The organism is Nannocystis bainbridge (genome assembly GCF_028368995.1).
Classification (GTDB): domain Bacteria; phylum Myxococcota_A; class Polyangia; order Nannocystales; family Nannocystaceae; genus Nannocystis; species Nannocystis bainbridge.
In genome coordinates this window covers 2,329,559-2,349,030 of the sequence record NZ_JAQNDL010000001.1, presented here as the reverse complement: position 1 = coordinate 2,349,030, position 19,472 = coordinate 2,329,559, and the positions used below count along the sequence as shown (strand labels likewise).

Genomic DNA, 19,472 nt, shown 5'->3' with positions numbered 1-19,472 from the left:
CCGCCGCTCACGGCGCTGCGTCGGTAGCCGCTCGTGATCCTCCGGCGAGCCCGCCGAGCGTGGCTCCGTCGCCGCTCGTGATCCGCCGAGCGCGGCCGCGCGCGAGTCGGCGCATAGAGCGATGAGCACGCCCGCGTCGTGAGGCGCCGGCGCGTGACTGCAGGGGCGGTGACCTCCGGACATGAAGGACATGTCGATAAAGACATGTCCATGGCGACATGTCCCATCAAGAATGTCCTAAAGGACATGTCTCTCGAGACATGTCCATTTAATCGGATTTACGGGATGTCGACCACGGCGGTCGGGGTGGTCGTCTGGCTGCCGGTGCCGCCGCCGAGTTGGCCACGCTGGTTGCTGCCCCAGCACAGCACGCGGCCGTTCTGGCGCAGGGCGCAGGTGTGTTCGGAGCCGGCGCTGAGGCGGATGGTGCCGTCGATGCGCGGGCCGGCCACGGGGAACCGCTGCAGCTGCGTGCCGCGGTCGCCGAGCTGGCCGGCGTTGTCGCGACCCCAGCAGTAGATCTGGCCGCCGGCCACCGCCGCGCAGGTGTGCGCCTCGCCGCCGGCGATCGCCATCGTGCCGCGCACGTCCTTGACGCGCACGCGCGCGACCGAGGCGATCGTGAGGCCGGCGCCGAGCTGGCCGTCGTCGGTGTTACCCCAGCAATAGACCTCGCCGTTGGTGATGCGGGCGCAGGTGTGAAGCGCCCCGGCGGTGACCTCCTCGGCCGGCAGCAGCTTCATCACCGGGACCACCGCCTGGCCGGTCTGGGTGCCGACGCCGACGAGGTTGCCGAGCTGGCCCCAGCGGTTCTGCCCCCAGCACAGCGGGATCCGGTTCGACTGCAGCGCGCAGCTGTGGACCTCGCCCATCGCGAATTGCGTGACCTGTCCGAACGACCCGGCGACGATCGTCGGTCGGTCGGCGTCCTCGATCTTGCCGACCGCGACCTGGCCCTCGGCGCCGCGGCCCCAGCACACGACCTGGCCCGATTTGCGCTGGGCGCAGGTGTGGTCGCGACCGGCGCCGATCTCGACCGCGTCGCTCAGTCCGGCGACCGCGACCGGGCGGCTGCGGGTCTGCTTGCTGCCGTCGCCGAGCTGGCCGCGGCCGTTCTGACCCCAGCACGCGACCGCGCCGGACTTGCGGCGGGCGCAGGCGTGGTTGCGACCGGCGGCGATCTGGACCGCGTCTTCGATGCCGGTGACGTCGTCGGCGCCGCCGCGGTCGCCCTGCGAGCCGTCGCCGAGCTGGCCCATGTTGCCGGCGCCCCAGCACTGCACGGCGCCGCCGGACAGGGCGCAGGAGAAGTCGTCGCCGCTGGCGATCTCGCTGACGCCGGTGAGGTTGCGGACGCTGACGGCGACGCCCTCGGTCTCCTCGCCGGCGACGCCGTTGCCGAGCGCGCCGGCGCCGTTGCTGCCCCAGCAGACCACGCCGCCGCCGCGCAGGGCGGCGCAGGTGTGGTCGGCCCCGGCGGCGACGCTGACGGCCTGCGTGAGGCCGACGACCGCGGCCCCGGCCTTGCGGTCCTCGCTGGTGCCGTCGCCGAGCTGGCCGTTGGCGTTGTCGCCCCAGCAGCGGACAGCGCCGTCGCTGGTGCGGGCGCAGGTGTGGGCCTCGCCGGCGGTCAGAGCCACGGCCCCGGACACGCCGCTGATGTCGACCGGCAGCTTGCCGAAGCCGGCGCCCCAGCACAGCGCGCCGCCGCCGGCCTTGAGCGCGCAGGTGTGGCCCTGGCCGGCCGCCAGCGCCTGCACGCCTTCGACCCCGGGGACCAGGCCGGGCGCGCGGGCGCTGCCGCGATCGCCGAGCTGTCCGTGAGAACCTGTCCCCCAGCACATGACCTTTCCGCCCTGTACTCTGGCGCAGGTGTGACGCGCGCCGGCGGCGACCTCGGCGGCGTTGGTGACCGCGGGGACCAGCGCGGGCGAGACCCACACCTGGCGGCTGAGGTCGCCGACCTGGGCGTGGCGGTTGTCGCCCCAGCAGGCGATCTGGCCGGTCTTGCGGGCGGCGCAGGTGTGGCTCGGGCCGGCGGCGATGGCGACGGCGTCGGCGAGCCCGCGCACGGGGGTGGGGCGGGCGCTCTGGGCCCCGGGCCGGCCGGCGCCGTCGCCGAGCTGACCGGCGCCGTTGCTGCCCCAGCACTGGACCTGGCCGCCGCGCACGAGGGCGCAGCTGTGCTGGTCGCCGAGCGCGAGCTGGATGACTTCGCCGAGGCCGACCACCCGCACCGGCCGCGGGCTGTCGCGCAGGTTGCCGTCGCCGAGCTCGCCGCTGGCGCCGCGGCCCCAGCAGTCGACCGCGCCGGAGCGCAGCACGGCGCAGGTGTGGAGGCCGCCGGCAGCCACGGCGACCGCGGGGTCGGGGCCGGTGTGGTTGTTGCTGGGGGCGGGTTGCGAAGGACCTGTCCCGGGGGACGTGTTCGAAGGGCCAGGTTGATTGGCGCCGGTCGGGGTCGGGGCGGTCGGGTAGCCGCGCGGCCCGGTGGCGCAGGCGGCGAGGGCGAGGAGGCCCGCGGCGAGGCCGAGGGCGCGCGGGGAGCGGCGCATGCGGCGAGTATGCCCGGGCCGGGCGGCGGGCGGCCGCAAATCGCGGGGCGCTCGCGGGCTCAGCGGGCCACGCCGACAGGCGCCTCGAGCGGCTCGCCCTGGCGGCCGGCGGCGAGGCCGAGCAGGGCCAGCATGCCGCGGCGATAGCCCCGCGGATCGGGGCCGAGAGCGCCCTCGGCGAGGCCGCGGATCTGCCGGTACGAGATGGCCTTCGCGTGCTCGGAGTTGCGCAGCTTCATGCCGAACATGGCGACCGCGGCGGCGAACCTGAGGTCGTCGGAGGCCGCGTCGAGGGCGCTGCCGGGGTCGGCGACCGGCATGGTGAGCAGCTGGCTGTCGTCGCCCTCGGGCGGCTTGAAGCGCAGCTTGACGTGCATGAGCTCGCCGCTGCCGGTCGCGGCCGCCGACGCGGGCCGTTGATAGCGCAGCGGATCGACGCCGGGCACCGCGCCCTCGGCCCCGGGCGGCAGGACCTCGTAGAGCGCGGTGACGGTGTGACCGGCACCGATCTCGCCGGCGTCCTTGCGATCGTCGTTGAAGTCCTGGTGCGCGAGCATGCGGTTCTCGTAGCCGACGAGGCGGTAGGCGCCGACCGCGAGCGGGTTGAACTCGACCTGGATCTTCACGTCCTTGGCGATCGTGACGAGGGTGGCGCCGGCCTGCTCGACCAGGACCTTGCGCGCCTCCTGCAGGCCGTCGATGTAGGCGTAGTTGCCGTTGCCCTTGTCGGCCAGCAGCTCCATCGTGCTGTCCTTGACGTTGCCGGTGCCGAAGCCGAGGACCGACAGGAAGATGCCGCTGTCGCGCTTGCGCTCGATGAGCTGCTGCAGCGCGCCCTCGCTGCTGACGCCGACGTTGAAGTCGCCGTCGGTCGCCAGGATCACGCGGTTGATGCCGCCCTTGCGGAACGACCGCTGGGCCAAGGCGTAGGCGGCCTCGATGCCCTGGCCGCCGTTGGTCGCGCCGCCGGCGTAGAGCCGATCGATGGCAGCGACGATCGCGTCGCGGTCGGAGGTCGGCTCGAGCACGACGCCCGCGGCGCCGGCGTAGACGACGATGCCGACGCTGTCGACCGGGCGGAGGTCGGCGACCAGCATCGTCAGCGAGCGCTGCAGCAGCGGCAGCTTGTCGGGGCTCGCCATGCTGCCCGAGACGTCGAGCAGGAACACCAGGTTGCGCGGCGGGATCTCGGCCGGCGCCAGCGACTTGCCCTTGATCCCGATCTGCACCAGCCGCGCCTTGTCGTTCCACGGACAGGCCGCGACCTCGGTCCGCACCGAGAACGGCTGCGCGCCCGCGGGCTCGGGGTAGGCGTACGAGAAGTAGTTGATCATCTCCTCGATGCGGACGGCGTCGGCCGGCGGCAGCTGGCCGTCCTCGAGGAAGCGACGCACGTTGCTGTAAGAGGCCGTGTCGACGTCGATCGAGAAGGTCGAGAGCGGGTCGTCGGCGACCCGCTTGAACGCGTTCTCGGCGACGTGCGCGTAGCTCTCGCTGTTCGGCGCCTCCATGGCGGCGGTCGCGGTCGCGCCGTAGCCCCCGGCGGCGTCGCTGTGGTAGCCGGCCCGCTTCGCGCAGGCGGGGGTGAGGAGCAGCAGGACGGCGAGGGGGACGAGGCGCGTGCGGGTCATGCAGCCGCCCCAACGCCGGGCCGCGACGGGCTCTTACAGGCCGGCGGGGCGCGCGGGCGCGCGGGAATCAAATGTCCGTCGGGACATGTTCGAAGAGACTGGTCGCAGATCGAAGCGCGCCGACATGTCGCGCTCGGTCGCCGCAAGGCTCGCTTCGAATTCCGCAGACTCGAGCGCGCCCGCTCGCAAGCTCACCGTCCTCGCGCTCGCGGCGAGGCTCGCGTCGCGCGGACCAAAGCAAGAAGGCCCGGGTCTTGCGACCGCGGGCCTGCTCACTTTTGTTGTCGGGGTGAGAGGATTTGAACCTCCGACTCCCTGGTCCCGAACCAGGTGCGCTACCAGGCTGCGCTACACCCCGAAGAGGAGGCCGGCTAGATAGCGGAAACGAGGCGTCCGTGTCAAAGGGAAAAACGTGATGAAACGCGCCGGCTACGGCGGCCAAACGGGCTCAGACGCGAGGATCGGGGCAAGCGCGACGGCCGCCGCGCCGGAGCAGCCGATCGCGGGCCAGCGAGCGGGAGATCGCGTCGCCAGGACGGCTCGTGGGCGCGCCGAACACCGTAAAAACCGGGCCGGCGAGCGCCCCGCCCTCAGGTGACGATCGAGATCTCGTAGGGGCCGACCCAGATCTTGTCGTTCTCCTCGAGCTCGACAGGGCGCTGGACCGGGGTGTCGTTCACGCGCACGGAGCCGTCGCCGATGATCGGCCGGAGGAAGGGATGGTTGGGGATCCCGCTCCACTCGAGCACGGCGTGGACGCGACGGATGTGCTGCGAGTGGTGGTCAGGCAGCATGATCTCGCAGCGCTCGCCGCTGCCGATCCGGTAGCTGCCGGGCAAGAACATCCGCTCCTCGACGCCGCCCTCGGGCCAGCGCAGGCGCAAGGTCGCCGCCACCGGGATGCCGAGCTCGCGGTGCAGCACCTCGCCGAGGATGTTGGCCAGCACCCCGGCGTCGTGCGGCCGCCGCTCCGGCTCCTTGTCGAGCGAGGCCATGAGCCCCTTCACCAAAGTGCGCGGCAGGTTCTCGCAGCCCTCGTGCTTGTCGATCGGGACCACCGCCATGCTCGCGTGCGCGTGCAACCATCGCACCGGCTTCTCGCGGTACTCCTCGCGCACGGCGTTGAGCGGGCGGTCGCCGTGGAACGGCGAGCGCGCCGACAACAGCTCGTAGAGGATGGTCGCCAGGCTGTACACGTCGCTCGCCGGCGACAGCACGCGGGTCTTGAGCTGCTCGGGCTGACAGTAGTGCGGCGTGCCGACGACCATGTGGATCTGGGTCGCGTTCATGCCGATCACGCTCTTGCCGTCCCACGAGCGCGCCAGGCCGAAGTCGAGGACTTTGATCTGGCCGTTGTCCTGGACGAAGATGTTCTCGGGCTTGACGTCGCGGTGGACGATGCCCTGCGCGTGCGGCTCGGCCAGCCCCAGACACGCCTGGTGCACGATCGTGACCGCCTGCGCCGGGTGCAGCGGCTGGTCGAACTTGTGCCACGTGTTGAGGGTCTGGCCCTCGAGGTAGTCCATCAACATGTACACGTGGCCGTCAGGCCGCAGGCCGCAGTCGAAGGTGCGCACCACGTGCGGGTTGGTCAGCGACCGCAAGATCGTGATCTCGCGGAGCGCCCGCTGGGCCTGGTCGCCCGAGGTCACCGGCTCGCGCGTGAGCTTCAGCGCGAGCGGCTTGTCGTAGCCACGGACCTCGACCTTGTACACGCTCGCAAAGGCGCCGCTGCCGAGGACCCGCAGGATCTTGATGTTTCCGGCGTAGACATCCCCGGGTTGAAGTACAAGCGCCATAGCCCGCACGAAAACTATCACGAGGGCCCCGCGAGACAGCAAGGGGGCCCGCGAACGAGCCGCCGGTCCCATGAACACACACCTGCCGAGCCACCCCCCCCCCGAAGGCACATCGGGTAAAGCCCCGGAAATTACGCCGATTTCGCGCCTGAGGCCGTCCGTGCGGCCTGCGCTGATTGCGACCGACGTCGACGGAACGTTGACCCGGGCGGGGAAGCTGGATCCGGCGGCGCTGGCGGCGATCACCCGCCTGGTCGCCGCGGGGGTCGCGGTCATGCCGGTGTCGGGCCGGCCGGCGGGTGAAGTCACGGGGCTGTGCCGCTACCTGCCCGGCGTCACGCGTGGACTGGCGGAGAACGGCCTGCTCGAGGTGATCCCGGACCGCGCGCCGCGCTGGCTCGGCAGGCCGACCGACAAGCCGCGCCTGCGCCAGGTCGGCGAGCGCCTCAACGCCGAGCACGACGCCCGCCTGCGCCTCACCGGCGACGACTTCTGCCGCCTGGGCGACATCGCCTTCGAACGCGACGGCCGCGAGGAGCCCGAGCTGGTCCGCCTGCGCGACCTGGCCGCCGAGATGGGCGTGCACCTCGTGTGGTCGAACGTGCATGTGCACCTGGCCGAGTCGGTGCCCGACAAGGGCGCCGCGGTGCTGCAGATGGCGACCGAGCTCGGGCTCGACCCGCGGGCGATCGTGACGATCGGCGACGCGCCGAACGACGCGGGCCTGTTCGTCGGCGGCCGCTTCGGCGCGACGGTGGGGACCGCCGACATCGCCGAGCAACTGCCGTACCTGCCCGAAGCCCCCCAATTCATCACCGCGGCGCGCGAGGGCGCCGGCTTCGTCGAGATGGCCGAGGTCGTGCTCGCGGCGCTGGCTGCCGGGGCGTGAGGGCCCCTACGCGAGAATTCGTCGGCGGATGAAACCAGGCGCGCGCTGCGGAGGTCGCAGCCCTCCGCTGCGCGATGCATCGACCGCGAGAGCGCTGCGGGAGTCCGCGGCGATCTCTTCGCTTTCGTGCTATGCCGCGAGGCGTAAGGCCTGGACATGCTGAGTTCGCCCGCCCCCACGAGGATCCGTCCGTCGCGTCATTGGTTGGCGCTCTCGCTCGCGCTCGCGCTCGGTTGCCAGGCCAGCGCCGGCGGGGTCGAAAAGAAGGCCGCGGACGCAGAAGTGGTCGAGCAACCGAGCCCGGTGGTCGTCGGCACCGTCGAGCGCGGCGCGATCACGGCGACGATCTCGGCCGCCAGCACGATCGAGGCCGAACGCCAGGTCACCGTCCACTCCGAGTCGGTCGGCCGGCTCGTCGACCTCACGGTCGAGGAGGGCGACAAGGTCAAGGAAGGCCAGGTGCTGGCGAGGATCCGCTTCGACGCCCAGGCCAACTCGCTGCTGCGCGCCAACACCTCGCTGGCCAAGGCGCAGACCGACTTCCAGCGCATCGAGCAGCTCTACAACGAGCGCGTGCTCGGCCACGAAGAGTTCCAGAAGGCCCGCAACCAGCTCGACATCGCCGAGCTCGACCTGCGCGACCGCACCCGCGAGATGAAGAACACCAAGGTGACGGCGCCGTTCTCGGGCACGGTCACCGTGCGCAAGGTGACCGAGGGCGGCTTCGTCACCAACGGCGCCGAACTGCTGCAGGTGACCGACTTCAACACGCTGGTGGCCCGCGTGTTCGTGCCGGAGAAGGAGCTCGACCGCGTCAAGGTCGGGCAGGAGGCGCTGGTGCTCGGCAAGGCGGCGAAGGGCCGCAAGGGCGTCGGCAAGGTCCTGCGGATCTCGCCGACGGTCGACGCCGGCACCGGCACCGTGAAAATGACGGTCGCGCTGCCGCAAGAGCTGGCCGGCGCCCAGGGCTTCCTCCCGGGCATGTACGCCGAGGTCACGCTGACGGTCGACCACCGCGAGGACGTCGCGCTGGTGCCGAAGGGCGCGATCGTCCACGACGAGGAGCAGACCTACGTGTTCGTGCCCGAGGGCGAGCAGGCCCGCCGCGTGCGCGTCGAGCTCGGGCTGCAGGACGCCGAGCGGGTCGAGATCCTCAAGGGCCTCGGGCCCGGCGAGGCGGTGATCGTGGCCGGACAGACGGGCCTCAAGGACGGGGCGAAGATCGCCCGCGTCGACATGCAAGGCCGCCCCGAAGGCGAGGCCAAGCCCGCCGACAAGCCCGCCGACAAGCCCGCGGAGGCCAAGCCCGCGGGCGACGACAAGCCCGCCGAGGCCGCGGCCGACGCCCCGAAGACTGCCGCCAAGGAGGGCTGAGCCGTGGAGCCCGTTCGTCCGGAGTCCGGCGACCTCCTGCTGGCGGCCAGGGCCCGCGAGATGGAGCGCTACCGCTTCACGGTCACGCGACCGGTCGCGGTGCTGATGGTGTTCCTCGCGGTGGTGGTGTTCGGCGCGTTCAGCGTCCGCCTGCTGCCGCTGAACCTGATGCCCGACATCAGCTATCCGCGCCTGACGGTCCGCACCGAGTACCCCGGCGCGGCCCCGGCGGAGGTCGAGAACAACGTGTCTCGGCCCATGGAGGAGATCCTGGGGGTGGTCACGGGGCTGACGCGCATCGACTCGGTGTCGCGCGGTGGCTACAGCGACGTGATCCTCGAGTTCGCCTGGGACACCGACATGGACGAGGCGAACCAGGATGTCCTCGAGAAGATCGACGCGATCAAGCCGACGCTGCCGACGGAGATCAAGCAGCCGCTGATCCTGCGCTATGACCCCACGCTCGATCCGGTGCTGACGCTCTCGATCCACTCGCCGGCCACGGCCGAAGAGGGTGACGACGCGTTCGCCGGCTCGGTCGGGCTCAAGTACCTGCGCCGGATCGCCGACCGCGACATCCGCCGCCTGCTCGAGCCGCTCGAGGGCGTCGCCGCGGTCAAGGTCAAGGGCGGCCTCGAGGAGGAGATCGAGGTCCGGCTCGACGAGGACCAGCTCCGCCGCACCAACATCAACATCGACACCGTCATCAAGCGGCTGCAGGCGGAGAACATCAACCTCGCCGGCGGCAGCATGCGCGACGGGCGGACGCGCTACCTGGTGCGCACCGTCAACGAGTTCCGCGACCTCGACGACATCCGCGACCTCGTGGTCGTCTCGCGCGACGGCAGGGACATCAAGCTCCGGCACATCGCCGAGGTCTCGAGCGGCTTCAAGGACCGCGACGTGATCACCCGCGTCGACGGCCACGAGGCGGTCGAGATCGAGGTCCACAAGGAGGCCGACGCCAACATCGTCGACATGGCCGCGCGCGTCACCGCCGCCGTCGAGCAGCGGGTCCAGCCGCGCATCCTCAAGGAGTACGGGGCCCAGGTCGACATCCTCACCGACCGCTCGAAGTTCATCGAGTCGAGCATCGAGGAGGTCCGCGGCACCGCGCTGTCGGGCGGCGTCCTCGCCGTCATCATCCTGTTCCTGTTCCTGCGTGACCTGAAGACCACCCTCATCGTCGCCGTCTCGATCCCGATCTCGGTGCTCGTCACCTTCGCCCCGCTCAACATCGCCGGGGTCTCGCTCAACATCATGAGCCTGGGCGGCCTGGCGCTCGGCATCGGCATGCTGGTCGACAACTCGATCGTCGTGCTCGAGTCGATCCACCGCTGCAAGGAGGAGGGCGACGACTACATCCGCGCCACCGTGCGCGGCGTCGCCGAGGTCGGCAGCGCCGTCGTCTCGTCGACGCTGACCACCGTCGCGGTGTTCTTCCCGATGGTGTTCGTCGAGGGCATCGCCGGGCAGATGTTCGGCGACCTCGGCCTGACGGTGGTGTTCAGCCTGCTCGCCTCGCTGGCGGTGGCGCTGTTCCTGATCCCGATGCTGGCGTCGCGGCGGTTCGTCGGCGGCCCGCCGTCCAACGAGAAGCCCGCGGTCGGCTTCTGGCGCTCGCTCGGCCGGCTGTGGCGCGACTGGGAGTCGCTGCGCGACCTCCGGCGGGCGATCCGCCCCCGCTGGTGGTGGCTCACGCTCGTGCCGGTCGTCTATGGCGCGATCCGCTTCGTCCTCCACTTCGTGTTCGAGCTGCTCGGCAAGCTGTTCACCGCGCTGTTCCTGCTGCTGAGCTTCGCCTCCGTGCGGGCCGTGCGGTGGCTCGGCTGGCTGCTGCGCTGGCCGCTGATGCCGGTGCTGTTCCTGTTCGACGGGCTGCTGCGGCTGCTCGAGGCCGGCTACCCGAAGCTCATCCGCTGGAGCCTGCGCAACCGCATCGTCGTCTACGCGCTGATCCTCGGGGCCGGCGCGGCCACGGTGTGGGCGGCGCCGCGGCTCGACAGCGAGCTGATCCCCGAGCTGCACCAGGGCGAGTTCACGGTCGAGATGAGCCTGCCGGTCGGCACGCCGCTGCTCGCCACCAACGAGACCACCGCGCCGCTCGAGCGCCAGCTGCTGGCCAGCATCCCCGACCTGCGCACGCTGATCACCACCATCGGCAGCCAGCGCGACTCGAGCGAGGCCGGCGAGCGCGGCGAGCACACCGCCCGCCTGCGCGTCGCCCTCGGCGAGCGGCGGGCGGCGCCGGCGGCCAAGACCGAAGGGACAGGTCCCGAAGGACAGGGTGCAAAGGACACGTCCGAAGGGGCAGGTCCCGAAGGACAGGCGAAGCCCACCAAGCAGGTCGACCCGGCGGCGGCCGAGGCGGCGGCGCTGGCGGTGATCCGGCCGCTGATGCAGGCGGTCCCGGACGCGATCGTGCACGTCACGCGGCCGGTGCTGTTCTCGTTCGCCACCCCGATCGAGGTCCAGGTGCGCGGCTACGAGCTCGACGAGCTGGGCGAGGCGACGAACCGGGTCAGCGAGGAGCTGGCCCAGATCGCCGACCTGCGCGACGTCAAGTCGTCGATCCTGCCGGGCAGCCCCGAGGTCCAGATCGTCTACAACCGCGACGCGCTGGCCCGGCTCAACCTCGACATCCGCTCGGTCGCCGAGCTGGTGCGCAACAAGGTCCAGGGCTTCGAGGCCACCAAGTACAACCGCAAGGACCGCAAGATCCCCGTGCGGGTCCGGCTCAAGGACATCGACACCGCCACAGTGCGCGAGCTCGAGGACCTGGTGGTCAACCCGGGCCAGGCGCGGCCGGTGCCGCTGTCCGCGGTCGCCGACATCACGCTCGGGCGCGGGCCCAACGAGATCCGGCGTATTGGCCAACAGCGCGTCGGCCTGGTCTCGGCCAACCTGGCCGGCTCGGGCCTCGGCAGCGCCGCGCGCGAGATCGACGAGCGGCTGGCCAAGCTGAGCTTGCCGGCCGGCGTGACGACCGCGGTGACCGGCCAGAGCGAGGAGTGGGAGACCTCGTCGCGCTCGCTGTACCTCGCGCTCGGGCTCTCGATCTTCCTCGTCTACGTGATCATGGCCTCGCAGTTCGAGAGCCTGATGTACCCGATGATCATCCTGATCTCGATCCCGCTGGCGCTGGTCGGGGTGGTCTGGACGCTGCTCTTGCTCGACGTGCCGGTCAGCGTGCTGGTGATCCTCGGGCTCATCTTGCTGGCGGGCATCGTCGTCAACAACGCGATCGTGCTGGTCGACTACGCCGGCCAGCTCAAGGAGCGCGGGCACAGCACCGAGGACGCGCTGGCGCTGGCCGGGCAGGTGCGCCTGCGGCCGATCTTGATGACGACGCTGACGACCGTGCTCGGCCTGGTGCCGATGGCGCTGGGGCTCGGCGACGGCGCCGAGCTGCGCACGCCGATGGCGATCACCGTGATCGCGGGCCTCAGCTTCTCGACCCTGCTGACGCTGGTCGTGATCCCGACCATCTACGCCGGGGTCGACCGCGTGTTCGGCGGCGGCGTGCCCGAGCCGCGCGAGGTCAAGCTGCTGCGAGAGACGCGGGCGGTGACGCCGGAGCAGCTCGCGCCCGAGGTCGAGGTGCCGAAGTCATGAGCGCGCCGTCGTCGGTCCCGGGGTCCGAGCTGCGCGACAACGGCATGGTCCACCTGTCGCTGGTGCGGCCGGTGACGATGCTGATGGCGCTGCTCAGCGCGGTCGTGATCGGGGTCGTCGCGTTCTTCGGCATCCCGCTCGAGCTGATCCCGTCGGGCTTCTCGGCGCCGTTCTTGATGATCGAGGTGCCGTACCCGAACGCGACCGCGCAGGACATCGAGGACCGGATCACCCGGCCGCTCGAGCAGTCGCTGGCGACCACGCCGGGGCTCGAGGAGATCAGCGCCACCTCGCGGGCCGACCGCGCCAGCGTGACGCTGGTGTTCGAGGGCGACACCGACATGGACGTCGCCTACCGCGAGGTCCGCGACCGGGTCGCGCGCGCGCGGCCGGAGCTGCCGACCGACGTCCAGCGGGTGCGGATCCAAAAGCAGTCGGGCGCGGGCATCCCGGTCGCGTTCTACAGCGTGACCTGGGACGAGTCGATCGAGCTGCCGCGCGACAAGGTGCAGAAGCACCTGGTCCGCGCCATCGAGCGCATCGACGGCGTCGCCCTCGTCAACCTTTGGGGCAAAGAGGATCGCGAGATCCGCATCGAGCTCAACCGGCCGCTCGCCGAGGCCGCCGGGGTCAACATCTTCTCGCTGGCGCAGAAGCTGTCGCAGGCCAACTTCAACCTCGCCAGCGGCGAGATCCGCGATCCGGACGGGCGCTTCGTCGTCCGCTCGCTCGCCACCTACCAGACCGTCCAGCAGCTCGAGGACACGATCGTCGGCCAGAAGAGCCTGCGGCTCAAGGACATCGCCGACGTCGTCTACGACTACCCCGAGAGCGACCGCATCGACCGCTTCAACGGGCGCCCGTCGATGGTGCTGTTCGTGCTCAAGGAGTCGCAGGCCAACACCGTCGAGGTCTGCGACAAGATCCGCGTCGCCGTCGAGGCGGCGGTGCACGAGCCGGCGCTGACGGGCTTCGCCGTCAAGGACTTCTTCATGCAGGGCGACGCGATCCGCTACTCGCTCAACCAGGTCACCAGCTCGGGCCTGCAGGGCGGGGCGCTGGCGATCGTGGTCCTGCTGTTCTTCCTGCGCCGGGTCCGCCTGACGCTGCTGATCGCCGCCTCGATCCCGCTGTCGATCTTCCTGTCGCTGCCGGTGATGTACTTCCTCGACCAGTCGATCAACATCATCTCGCTGCTCGGGCTGATGATCTGCGTCGGGCTGGTGGTCGACAACTCGGTGGTGGTCGCGGAGAACATCGACCGCTACCGCGAGCGCGGCATGGGCCCGTACGCGGCGGCGCTGCACGGCGGCTCCGAGGTGGCGCTGCCGATCACGCTGGCGACGCTGACGACGATGATCGTGTTCGCCCCGGCGGCGCTGCTGAGCTCGGGGCCGACGCAGTTCTTCATGATCCGCATGGTCACGCCGGTGTGCGTGTCGCTGCTGGCCAGCCTGTTCGTGGCGCTGGTGCTGGTGCCGATGACGAGCGCCATGGCCCTCGGCGACGCCGACCCGCTGCGCCGCCGGGGCGAGCGCTGGCGCGCCGTGCTGGCGGTCGACGTGTGGTGGAAGCAGTGGATGGGGCGGCTGTACGCGGCCACGCTCGGGCGGCTCAACGGGTGGTACGGGGCGCTGCTGCGCGGCAGCCTGCGGCGGCGCATCGACGTCGTGATCCCGTCGCTGCTGTTGTTGCTGGCGACCTGCGCCATCCCGATGCAGCACGTCAAGTTCTCGAACGGCGAGAACATGGGCACGCGCAACTTCTGGACCTACTACTCGATGCCGTCCGACGTCACCAAGCCGGAGGCCGAGGCCTTCTTCGGCGACGTCGAGCGGTCGATCGCGGCGGTCAAGGACGACTACCGGATCTCCGGCCAGTACATCGGCTTCGACGGCAGCTTCGCCCAGGTGCAGGTGTTCTTCGAGCCGCAGCAGCCCGGCGAGCGCCCGTTCAACGAGGTCCGCCAGGAGGTCTACGACAAGATGCCCAGCCGGCCCGGCTGGGTGAAGGAGGCCCGCTTCGGCGGGGCCGACGGCGGCCAGGACAACACCTTCATGGTCACGCTGTACGGCGACGACCACCGCTCGGTGCAGGAGGCCCGCGAGGCGCTGCAGACGGCGCTGCTGCTGCAGCCGGGCGTGCTCGGGGTGTCGAACCGCGGCGCCGACGCGGTCCGCCGCGACGAGCTGGCGCTGGCGGTCGACCGGACGATGACCGAGCGGTTCGGCATCCCGGCCGGCAACATCGCCAGCTCGATCGCCTACGCGATCCGCGGGCAGGTGCTGCCGCGGTTCCAGAGCGCCACCGAGGACCGCGAGATCGAGGTCCGGATCCGCTACCGCAAGGAGGACCGCGAGCAGCTCGGCGAGCTGCTCGAGTTCAAGGTCCCGAGCGAGAAGAAGCCGGGCACGGTGGTGCCGGTGCGGGTGCTGACCGAGATGACGGTGCAGAAGGGCGAGCAGGCGCTGATCCGCAACGACAAGCGGGTGGCGGCGATGATCCGGCTCGAGCTGGCCGAGGAGGGCCGGCTCGAGGTGATGGACAAGCTGCGCAAGTTCATCGCCACCTACCGCCTGCCCGCGGGCATCAGCTTCGACGCCGACCACGACACGCGCGAGACCGACACCCTGCGCAACGACATGGTCGGGGCGATGGTGCTCTCGACAGCCTTCATCTTCCTGGTGATGGGCTTCCTGTTCGAGAGCTTCATCCTGCCGATGAGCGTGCTGCCGTCGATCCCGCTGTCGTTCATCGGCGTGTGGTGGTTCTTGATGCTCACCGGCTCGCCGATCGACGCCCTGGCGGTGATCGGGATCCTCCTGCTGCTCGGCGTGGTGGTCAACAACGGCATCGTCCTGGTCGACTTCATCAACAGCGCCCGCGCCTCGGGGCTGTCGCGCGAGGAGGCGATCGTCCAGGCCGGCATGCAGCGGTTCCGCCCGATCTTGATGACCGCGCTGACGACCGTCGGCGGCATGATCCCGCTCGCGTTCACCACCCCCAACGGCGAGGGCCTCGACTACGGCCCGTTCGGCAAGACCCTCGTCGGCGGCATGACGACCGCGACGGTGCTGACGCTGGTGGTCGTGCCGGTCGCGTACACCTACTTCGACGACCTCCGGATCGCCGCCAGCGAGTGGACCCGCCGCGTGTTGTGGCGCCGCCGCTGAACGGTGATAGGTTTGCCGCGCGGAGAGGTGTCCCATGAGCCAGGTTCTGAGGATCGGCGCCGGCCTCGGCGCGCTCGCGGTCGCGGCGCTGGCGGCCTGTCCGTTCCCCCTCGCGACCCAGGTGCCGATGCGCCACAGCGAGCTGCGGGCCCACGCGGGTGAGCGCAGCGACACGGTGGCGATCTTGCTGCAAGGCCACGGCGACGCGCCGCAGGAGTTCGTGCGCCACGGCTTCGTCGCCGAGATCGAGGCCGCGGGCGTCGACGTGATCCTGGCCGACGCGCACTCGGGCTATTACGCCGAGCAGTCGACCGAGACGCGGCTGTGGACCGACGTCGTCGCACCGGCGCGCGCGGCCGGCTACGCGCGCGTGTGGTTGGTCGGGCTGTCGATGGGCGGGATGGGGGCGATCTGGACGGCGTCGATGCACCCGGGCGAGATCAGCGGCGTGGTCCTGATGGCGCCGTACCTCGGGCGCCGGCGCACGCTGAAGCCGATCGAGGAGACCGGCGTGGAGCAGTGGCAGCCGCAGGCCGAGGCGGGGCCGTGGGACTACGAGATCTGGCGCTGGCTCAAGCAGGCGAGCGCGGCCAAGAACCCGCCGATCTTCCTCGCCTACGGGACCGAGGACGGCGACCGCGGGCGGGCGCTGCTGGGGCGCATGCTGCCGCCGGAGCGCGTGTTCACCCGCCCGGGCGGGCACGACTGGCAGACGTGGACCGCGCTATGGCACGTGATGGCGCCGAAGGTGCCGTGGCGCGGCGAGGACCCGCGGCTGCCCGGGGCGGGGCCGGTGTTGCGCACGGCCGACGAGCTGTGCCAGGACAAGGGTTTTGATTTCGCCTACGACCCCGCCGGCGTGCCGGTGGAGGGCAGCGGCGAGCTCGGGTGCGGCTTCGGCCCCGGCACCGCGTGCGTCGAGGAGACCAGCGACGCCTACTGCGACGGCGCCGCGATGGTCGCCTGCGTGCGCGGCAAGCTGGCCGCGACCAACTGCGTGCAGCACTGCCGCCAGGTCGGCGACCCCGAGGGCACGCCGAGGGACTCCGGGCGCTGCGCGATCCGGAGGGACGAGGCCGCCTGCGTCTGCTGCGACCGCGAGCAGCCGGGCTGCTTGCTGTGACGCGGTGATCATCCGGTATGTCGTCGAGGACATGTCATGAAGGGCATGTTCATGGGGGCATGTCGTGAAGGGCATGTTCTTGAAGGCAGGTCATAGACAGGGGTCGGCAGCGAGGCGAGCGCGTTCGCAGGCCTCGCTCCGAGGTCTGGCGACGACACGGGTGCGAGCGCTGCTCACGGGGTGTGCGCGGCGCGAGTCGGCGCGCGCCTGCGGCGGCGCAGGAGGCACTGGCGGCCCGATCGGCCGCCCGCGGTCGCGTGCTCTGGCGCCGGCGCGGCGGCCGGTCGTACTCTCGGCCGCGACATGCCGCGCCCCGCTGTCCCCTCGTACTACTTCGCCCTCGTGGTGGTCCGCCGCGCCGACCGGTTCCTGGTCGTCCACGAGGTCAAGCACGGTCAGCTCTGGTACCTGCCCGCGGGGCGCGTCGAGCAGGGAGAGGCGCTGCTCGAAGGCGCGGCCCGCGAGGTGCTCGAGGAGACGGGCATCCCCGTCGCGCTGACGGGCGTGCTGCGGATCGAGCACACGGCCCACGCCGAGATGACGCGGGTGCGGGTGTTCTTCACCGCCGAGCCCGTCGACGATCGCCCGCCCAAGTCGCACGCCGACGAGCACTCGCTCGAGGCGCGGTGGGTCACGCTGGCCGAGCTGCGGGCGCTGCCGCTGCGCGGGGAAGAGGTCGAGGAGCTGTTCGCCGCGGTCGAGCGCGGCCTGCCGGTGCATCCGCTGTCGCTCATCACGTCCGAGGGCGCGCCGTGGCGCTGAGCTTGCGGCGGCGCCACAGTAGCGCCAGGACGACCACAACGCTGGCCTGGCAGACATGTCCGAACAGCCAGCCGAAGCGCGCGTAGATCGTCGGCGCCGAGGCGGTGTCGCGGCCGAGCTCGAGCTGGACCACCAGGTGCTCGGGTGGCACCGGCGCGTCGACGCTGACGGCGCGCACGTCGGTCGAGGCGACCACCTGGCCGGTGCGGTCGACCAGCGAGCTCGGGCCCGAGTTGACCGCGCGCAGCAGCGGGATCCGGTGCTCGACCGCGCGGAACTGCGACAGCGCCAGGTGTTGCCGCGGCTCTGCCGTCGCGCCGAACCACGTGTCGTTGGTGAGGTTGACGAACGCCTCGATGCCGCCGGGCTGGCCGGCGACGGCGCGCGCGTAGGTGGGCAGCACGTCCTCGTAGCAGACCAGCGGGCCGAGCGTGAGCGGCGGCGCCTCGCTGCCGGCGGCCCCCGGCTGGACCACCAGGCGCCCCGGGCCCTCGCCGCGGAAGTTGTGGGCCATGCCCGGCACCAGGCCCTTGGCCCACTCCGGGTCGACCAGCGGGATTTCTTCGCCCAGAGGCACCAGGAAGATCTTGTCGTAGCGGCCCAGCACGCGGCCGTCGGCGGCCATGTGGATCACCGAGTTGTAGCCGTACGGATCGCTGTCGGCGGCGGTGCCGGCCCCGAACACCGTCGGCAGCGCGTGGCGGCGCAGCACCCGGTCGTCGTCGCTGAAGTCGCGCTCGAACGGGCGGTTCAGCGTCCACGGGAACATGTTCTCCGGCCACACCACCAGCGCGGCGCCCTCGGCCTCGGCGCGGGCTGACGGCTCGCGCAGGCGCTCGAGCTTGGCCGGGCGGTCGGACCACAGCAGCGGGATGTTGGGCTGGACCAAGCCGACGGCGACGGTGCGGACCGTCTCGCCGGCCAGCGCGGCCATTCGCCAGCTGCCGAGCGCGAAGCTGGCGAGCGGCAGGACCAGCGCGACCGCGGCCAGGCGCAGCCGCGCGGCTCCGCGGGCGCGCCAGGCCTCGCCGAGCAGCGCCCCGCACACCAGCATCGGCACCTCGACCAGCGCCACTCCGCCGAGCTCGGCCGCCTGGATCCACGCCGGTCGGAACGCCAGGCCCATCGCCAGCGTGAACGGGAACACCATCGGCCACGACCACCACAGCCCGGGCAGGGCCATCGACATGACCCATGGGACATGTCTTGAAGGACCTGTCCATGCGGACACCATCGCCGCCCACGCCGCCAGCGGCGCCGCCGTCCACGCCGCGAACACCCCGAACAGCGGGATGCTCAGCCACAGATCGAGCTCGCCGAAGGTGTGAAAGAGATCGATCATCCACGGGTAGCCGATCGCGCCGGTCACGAGGCCGGCGACGAGGCCGAGGCGCAGGCCCGCGCGCCAGTCGGGCGCTCCGCGGGCGGCGACCCATAGTGGTGCGACGGCGAGCCACGCCAGCGCGGGCAGACCGTGCGGGCGGAACGAGGCGGCCAGGAGGGCGCCGGTGCTGGCGGCGGCCAGCAGGCGGAGCGTCGGCGCGCGGTCGGAGGGCACGCGCGAGAGTATTCCGCGCGCGGCGGCGAACGCAACCTGCGGCCTTGACTGGGGCTGCCCGGCCGATAGCCTCGTCGCCCACCCATCGGAGGGGCCCATGCCCAAGCTCAATGCCATCCTCGCGGTCGAGAAGGGCCGCCGGACCGAGCTCCACACGCTCATCACCAGCCTCCACAAGTCGACGCAGCAGCCGTCGCTGATGACGGGCCACCACAAGAAATTCACCCCGCGGCGCGAGGACGGCGAGACCTTCCCCGACGACTCGCAGGTGGTGCAGCTGACCTATGAGGCGGCGATCAAGGACATCGGCGGGGCGCTGGTGTCGCTGCTCGACACGGTCGCCACCAAGGACTGGTCGAACTGCGAGGCGCGGGCCGACGTGGTGGTCGACGGCAAGGTGTTCCTGCCGCAGGTGCCGGTGACCTACCTGCTGTTCCTCGAGAAGGAGCTGCACGACCTGCAGACCTTCATCGAGAAGATGGTCGAGCTCGACCCGGCCGAGCGCTGGTCGTACGACGCCGGCACCGGGCTGCACCAGAGCGACCCGGTGCAGACGCAGAAGACCCGCAAGGAGCAGCGGCCGATCGTGCTGTACCACGCGACCGAGCACCACCCGGCGCAGACGCAGCTCATCACCGAGGACGTGGTCGTCGGTCACTGGACCACGATCAAGCGCAGCGGCGCGATCCCTCGCCCGCGCAAGAAGGCGCTGCTCGAGCGCATCACCAAGCTCCACGAGGCGGTCAAGTTCGCCCGCGAGCGCGCCAACACGATCGACGCCACAGAGGTCGGTGCCGGACGCCGGATCCTCGACTTCATCTTCGAGGGCACCCAGGCCGAGGGCCCGGTCAAGAAGTAGGAGGCCCAAGAATTCCCGTCAGGGAGACAAGCTCAAGCTGAAGTTCAATCTGAACGCCACACGAGCGAAACCATGAAGGTTCGAGTCCTTCCCCCGACATCTGCACGCGCGTCGGGGTGGCGAAACGGTAGACG

11 protein-coding genes and 1 tRNA gene are annotated in these 19,472 nt (G+C 71.2%); 7 read left to right on the top strand and 5 right to left on the bottom strand.

The annotated features are described in order from the left end of the window. Positions 1-278: 278 nt before the first annotated feature. From POL25_RS09170 to POL25_RS09155, 4 genes are all read right to left on the bottom strand, one after another. Complete coding sequence (locus POL25_RS09170; protein WP_272085546.1) at positions 279-2,555, bottom strand: RCC1 domain-containing protein; 2,277 nt, start codon at positions 2,553-2,555, stop codon at positions 279-281. A gap of 59 nt (positions 2,556-2,614) precedes the next feature. Further along, positions 2,615-4,186: a vWA domain-containing protein gene (locus POL25_RS09165; protein ID WP_272085545.1), complete on the bottom strand. Its 1,572-nt coding sequence runs from the start codon at positions 4,184-4,186 to the stop codon at positions 2,615-2,617. A gap of 284 nt (positions 4,187-4,470) precedes the next feature. Continuing rightward, a tRNA-Pro gene (locus tag POL25_RS09160) sits at positions 4,471-4,544 on the bottom strand. Between the two features lie 232 nt (positions 4,545-4,776). Continuing rightward, the gene (locus POL25_RS09155; protein ID WP_272085544.1) at positions 4,777-5,985 is read right to left on the bottom strand and encodes an FHA domain-containing serine/threonine-protein kinase; all 1,209 of its coding nucleotides are present in this window, start codon (positions 5,983-5,985) and stop codon (positions 4,777-4,779) included. 160 nt (positions 5,986-6,145) lie between these two features. Here POL25_RS09155 and POL25_RS09150 point away from each other — a divergent pair, with 160 nt between their 5' ends. From POL25_RS09150 to POL25_RS09125, 6 genes are all read left to right on the top strand, one after another. Beyond that, positions 6,146-6,874, top strand: coding sequence for an HAD family hydrolase (locus tag POL25_RS09150; protein ID WP_272085543.1), 729 nt, complete (start codon positions 6,146-6,148; stop codon positions 6,872-6,874). 156 nt (positions 6,875-7,030) lie between these two features. Next, a complete protein-coding gene (locus tag POL25_RS09145; protein ID WP_272085542.1) occupies positions 7,031-8,248 on the top strand; it encodes an efflux RND transporter periplasmic adaptor subunit in 1,218 nt (405 codons plus the stop codon). Between the two features lie 3 nt (positions 8,249-8,251). Then, on the top strand, positions 8,252-11,863 hold the full coding sequence (locus tag POL25_RS09140) for an efflux RND transporter permease subunit (RefSeq protein ID WP_272085541.1): 3,612 nt from the start codon (positions 8,252-8,254) through the stop codon (positions 11,861-11,863). Continuing rightward, the gene (locus POL25_RS09135; RefSeq protein WP_272085540.1) at positions 11,860-15,036 is read left to right on the top strand and encodes an efflux RND transporter permease subunit; all 3,177 of its coding nucleotides are present in this window, start codon (positions 11,860-11,862) and stop codon (positions 15,034-15,036) included. Before POL25_RS09140 ends, POL25_RS09135 begins: the two co-directional genes overlap by 4 nt. Before the next feature lie 34 nt (positions 15,037-15,070). After that, positions 15,071-16,159, top strand: coding sequence for an alpha/beta hydrolase-fold protein (locus POL25_RS09130; protein ID WP_272085539.1), 1,089 nt, complete (start codon positions 15,071-15,073; stop codon positions 16,157-16,159). A 303-nt stretch (positions 16,160-16,462) separates the two neighbouring features. Further along, entirely contained in the window at positions 16,463-16,921 is a 459-nt protein-coding gene (locus tag POL25_RS09125; RefSeq protein ID WP_272085538.1) for an NUDIX domain-containing protein, read from the top strand. Here the strand turns inward: POL25_RS09125 and lnt are convergent. Beyond that, on the bottom strand, positions 16,893-18,479 hold the full coding sequence (gene lnt, locus POL25_RS09120; protein WP_272085537.1) for an apolipoprotein N-acyltransferase: 1,587 nt from the start codon (positions 18,477-18,479) through the stop codon (positions 16,893-16,895). The two genes, POL25_RS09125 and lnt, sit on opposite strands and share 29 nt — an antisense overlap. 97 nt (positions 18,480-18,576) lie before the next feature. Between lnt and POL25_RS09115 the strand changes: the two genes are divergently transcribed. Next, complete coding sequence (locus POL25_RS09115) at positions 18,577-19,338, top strand: DUF7873 family protein (RefSeq protein ID WP_272085536.1); 762 nt, start codon at positions 18,577-18,579, stop codon at positions 19,336-19,338. The last annotated feature ends 134 nt before the right edge of the window (positions 19,339-19,472 follow it).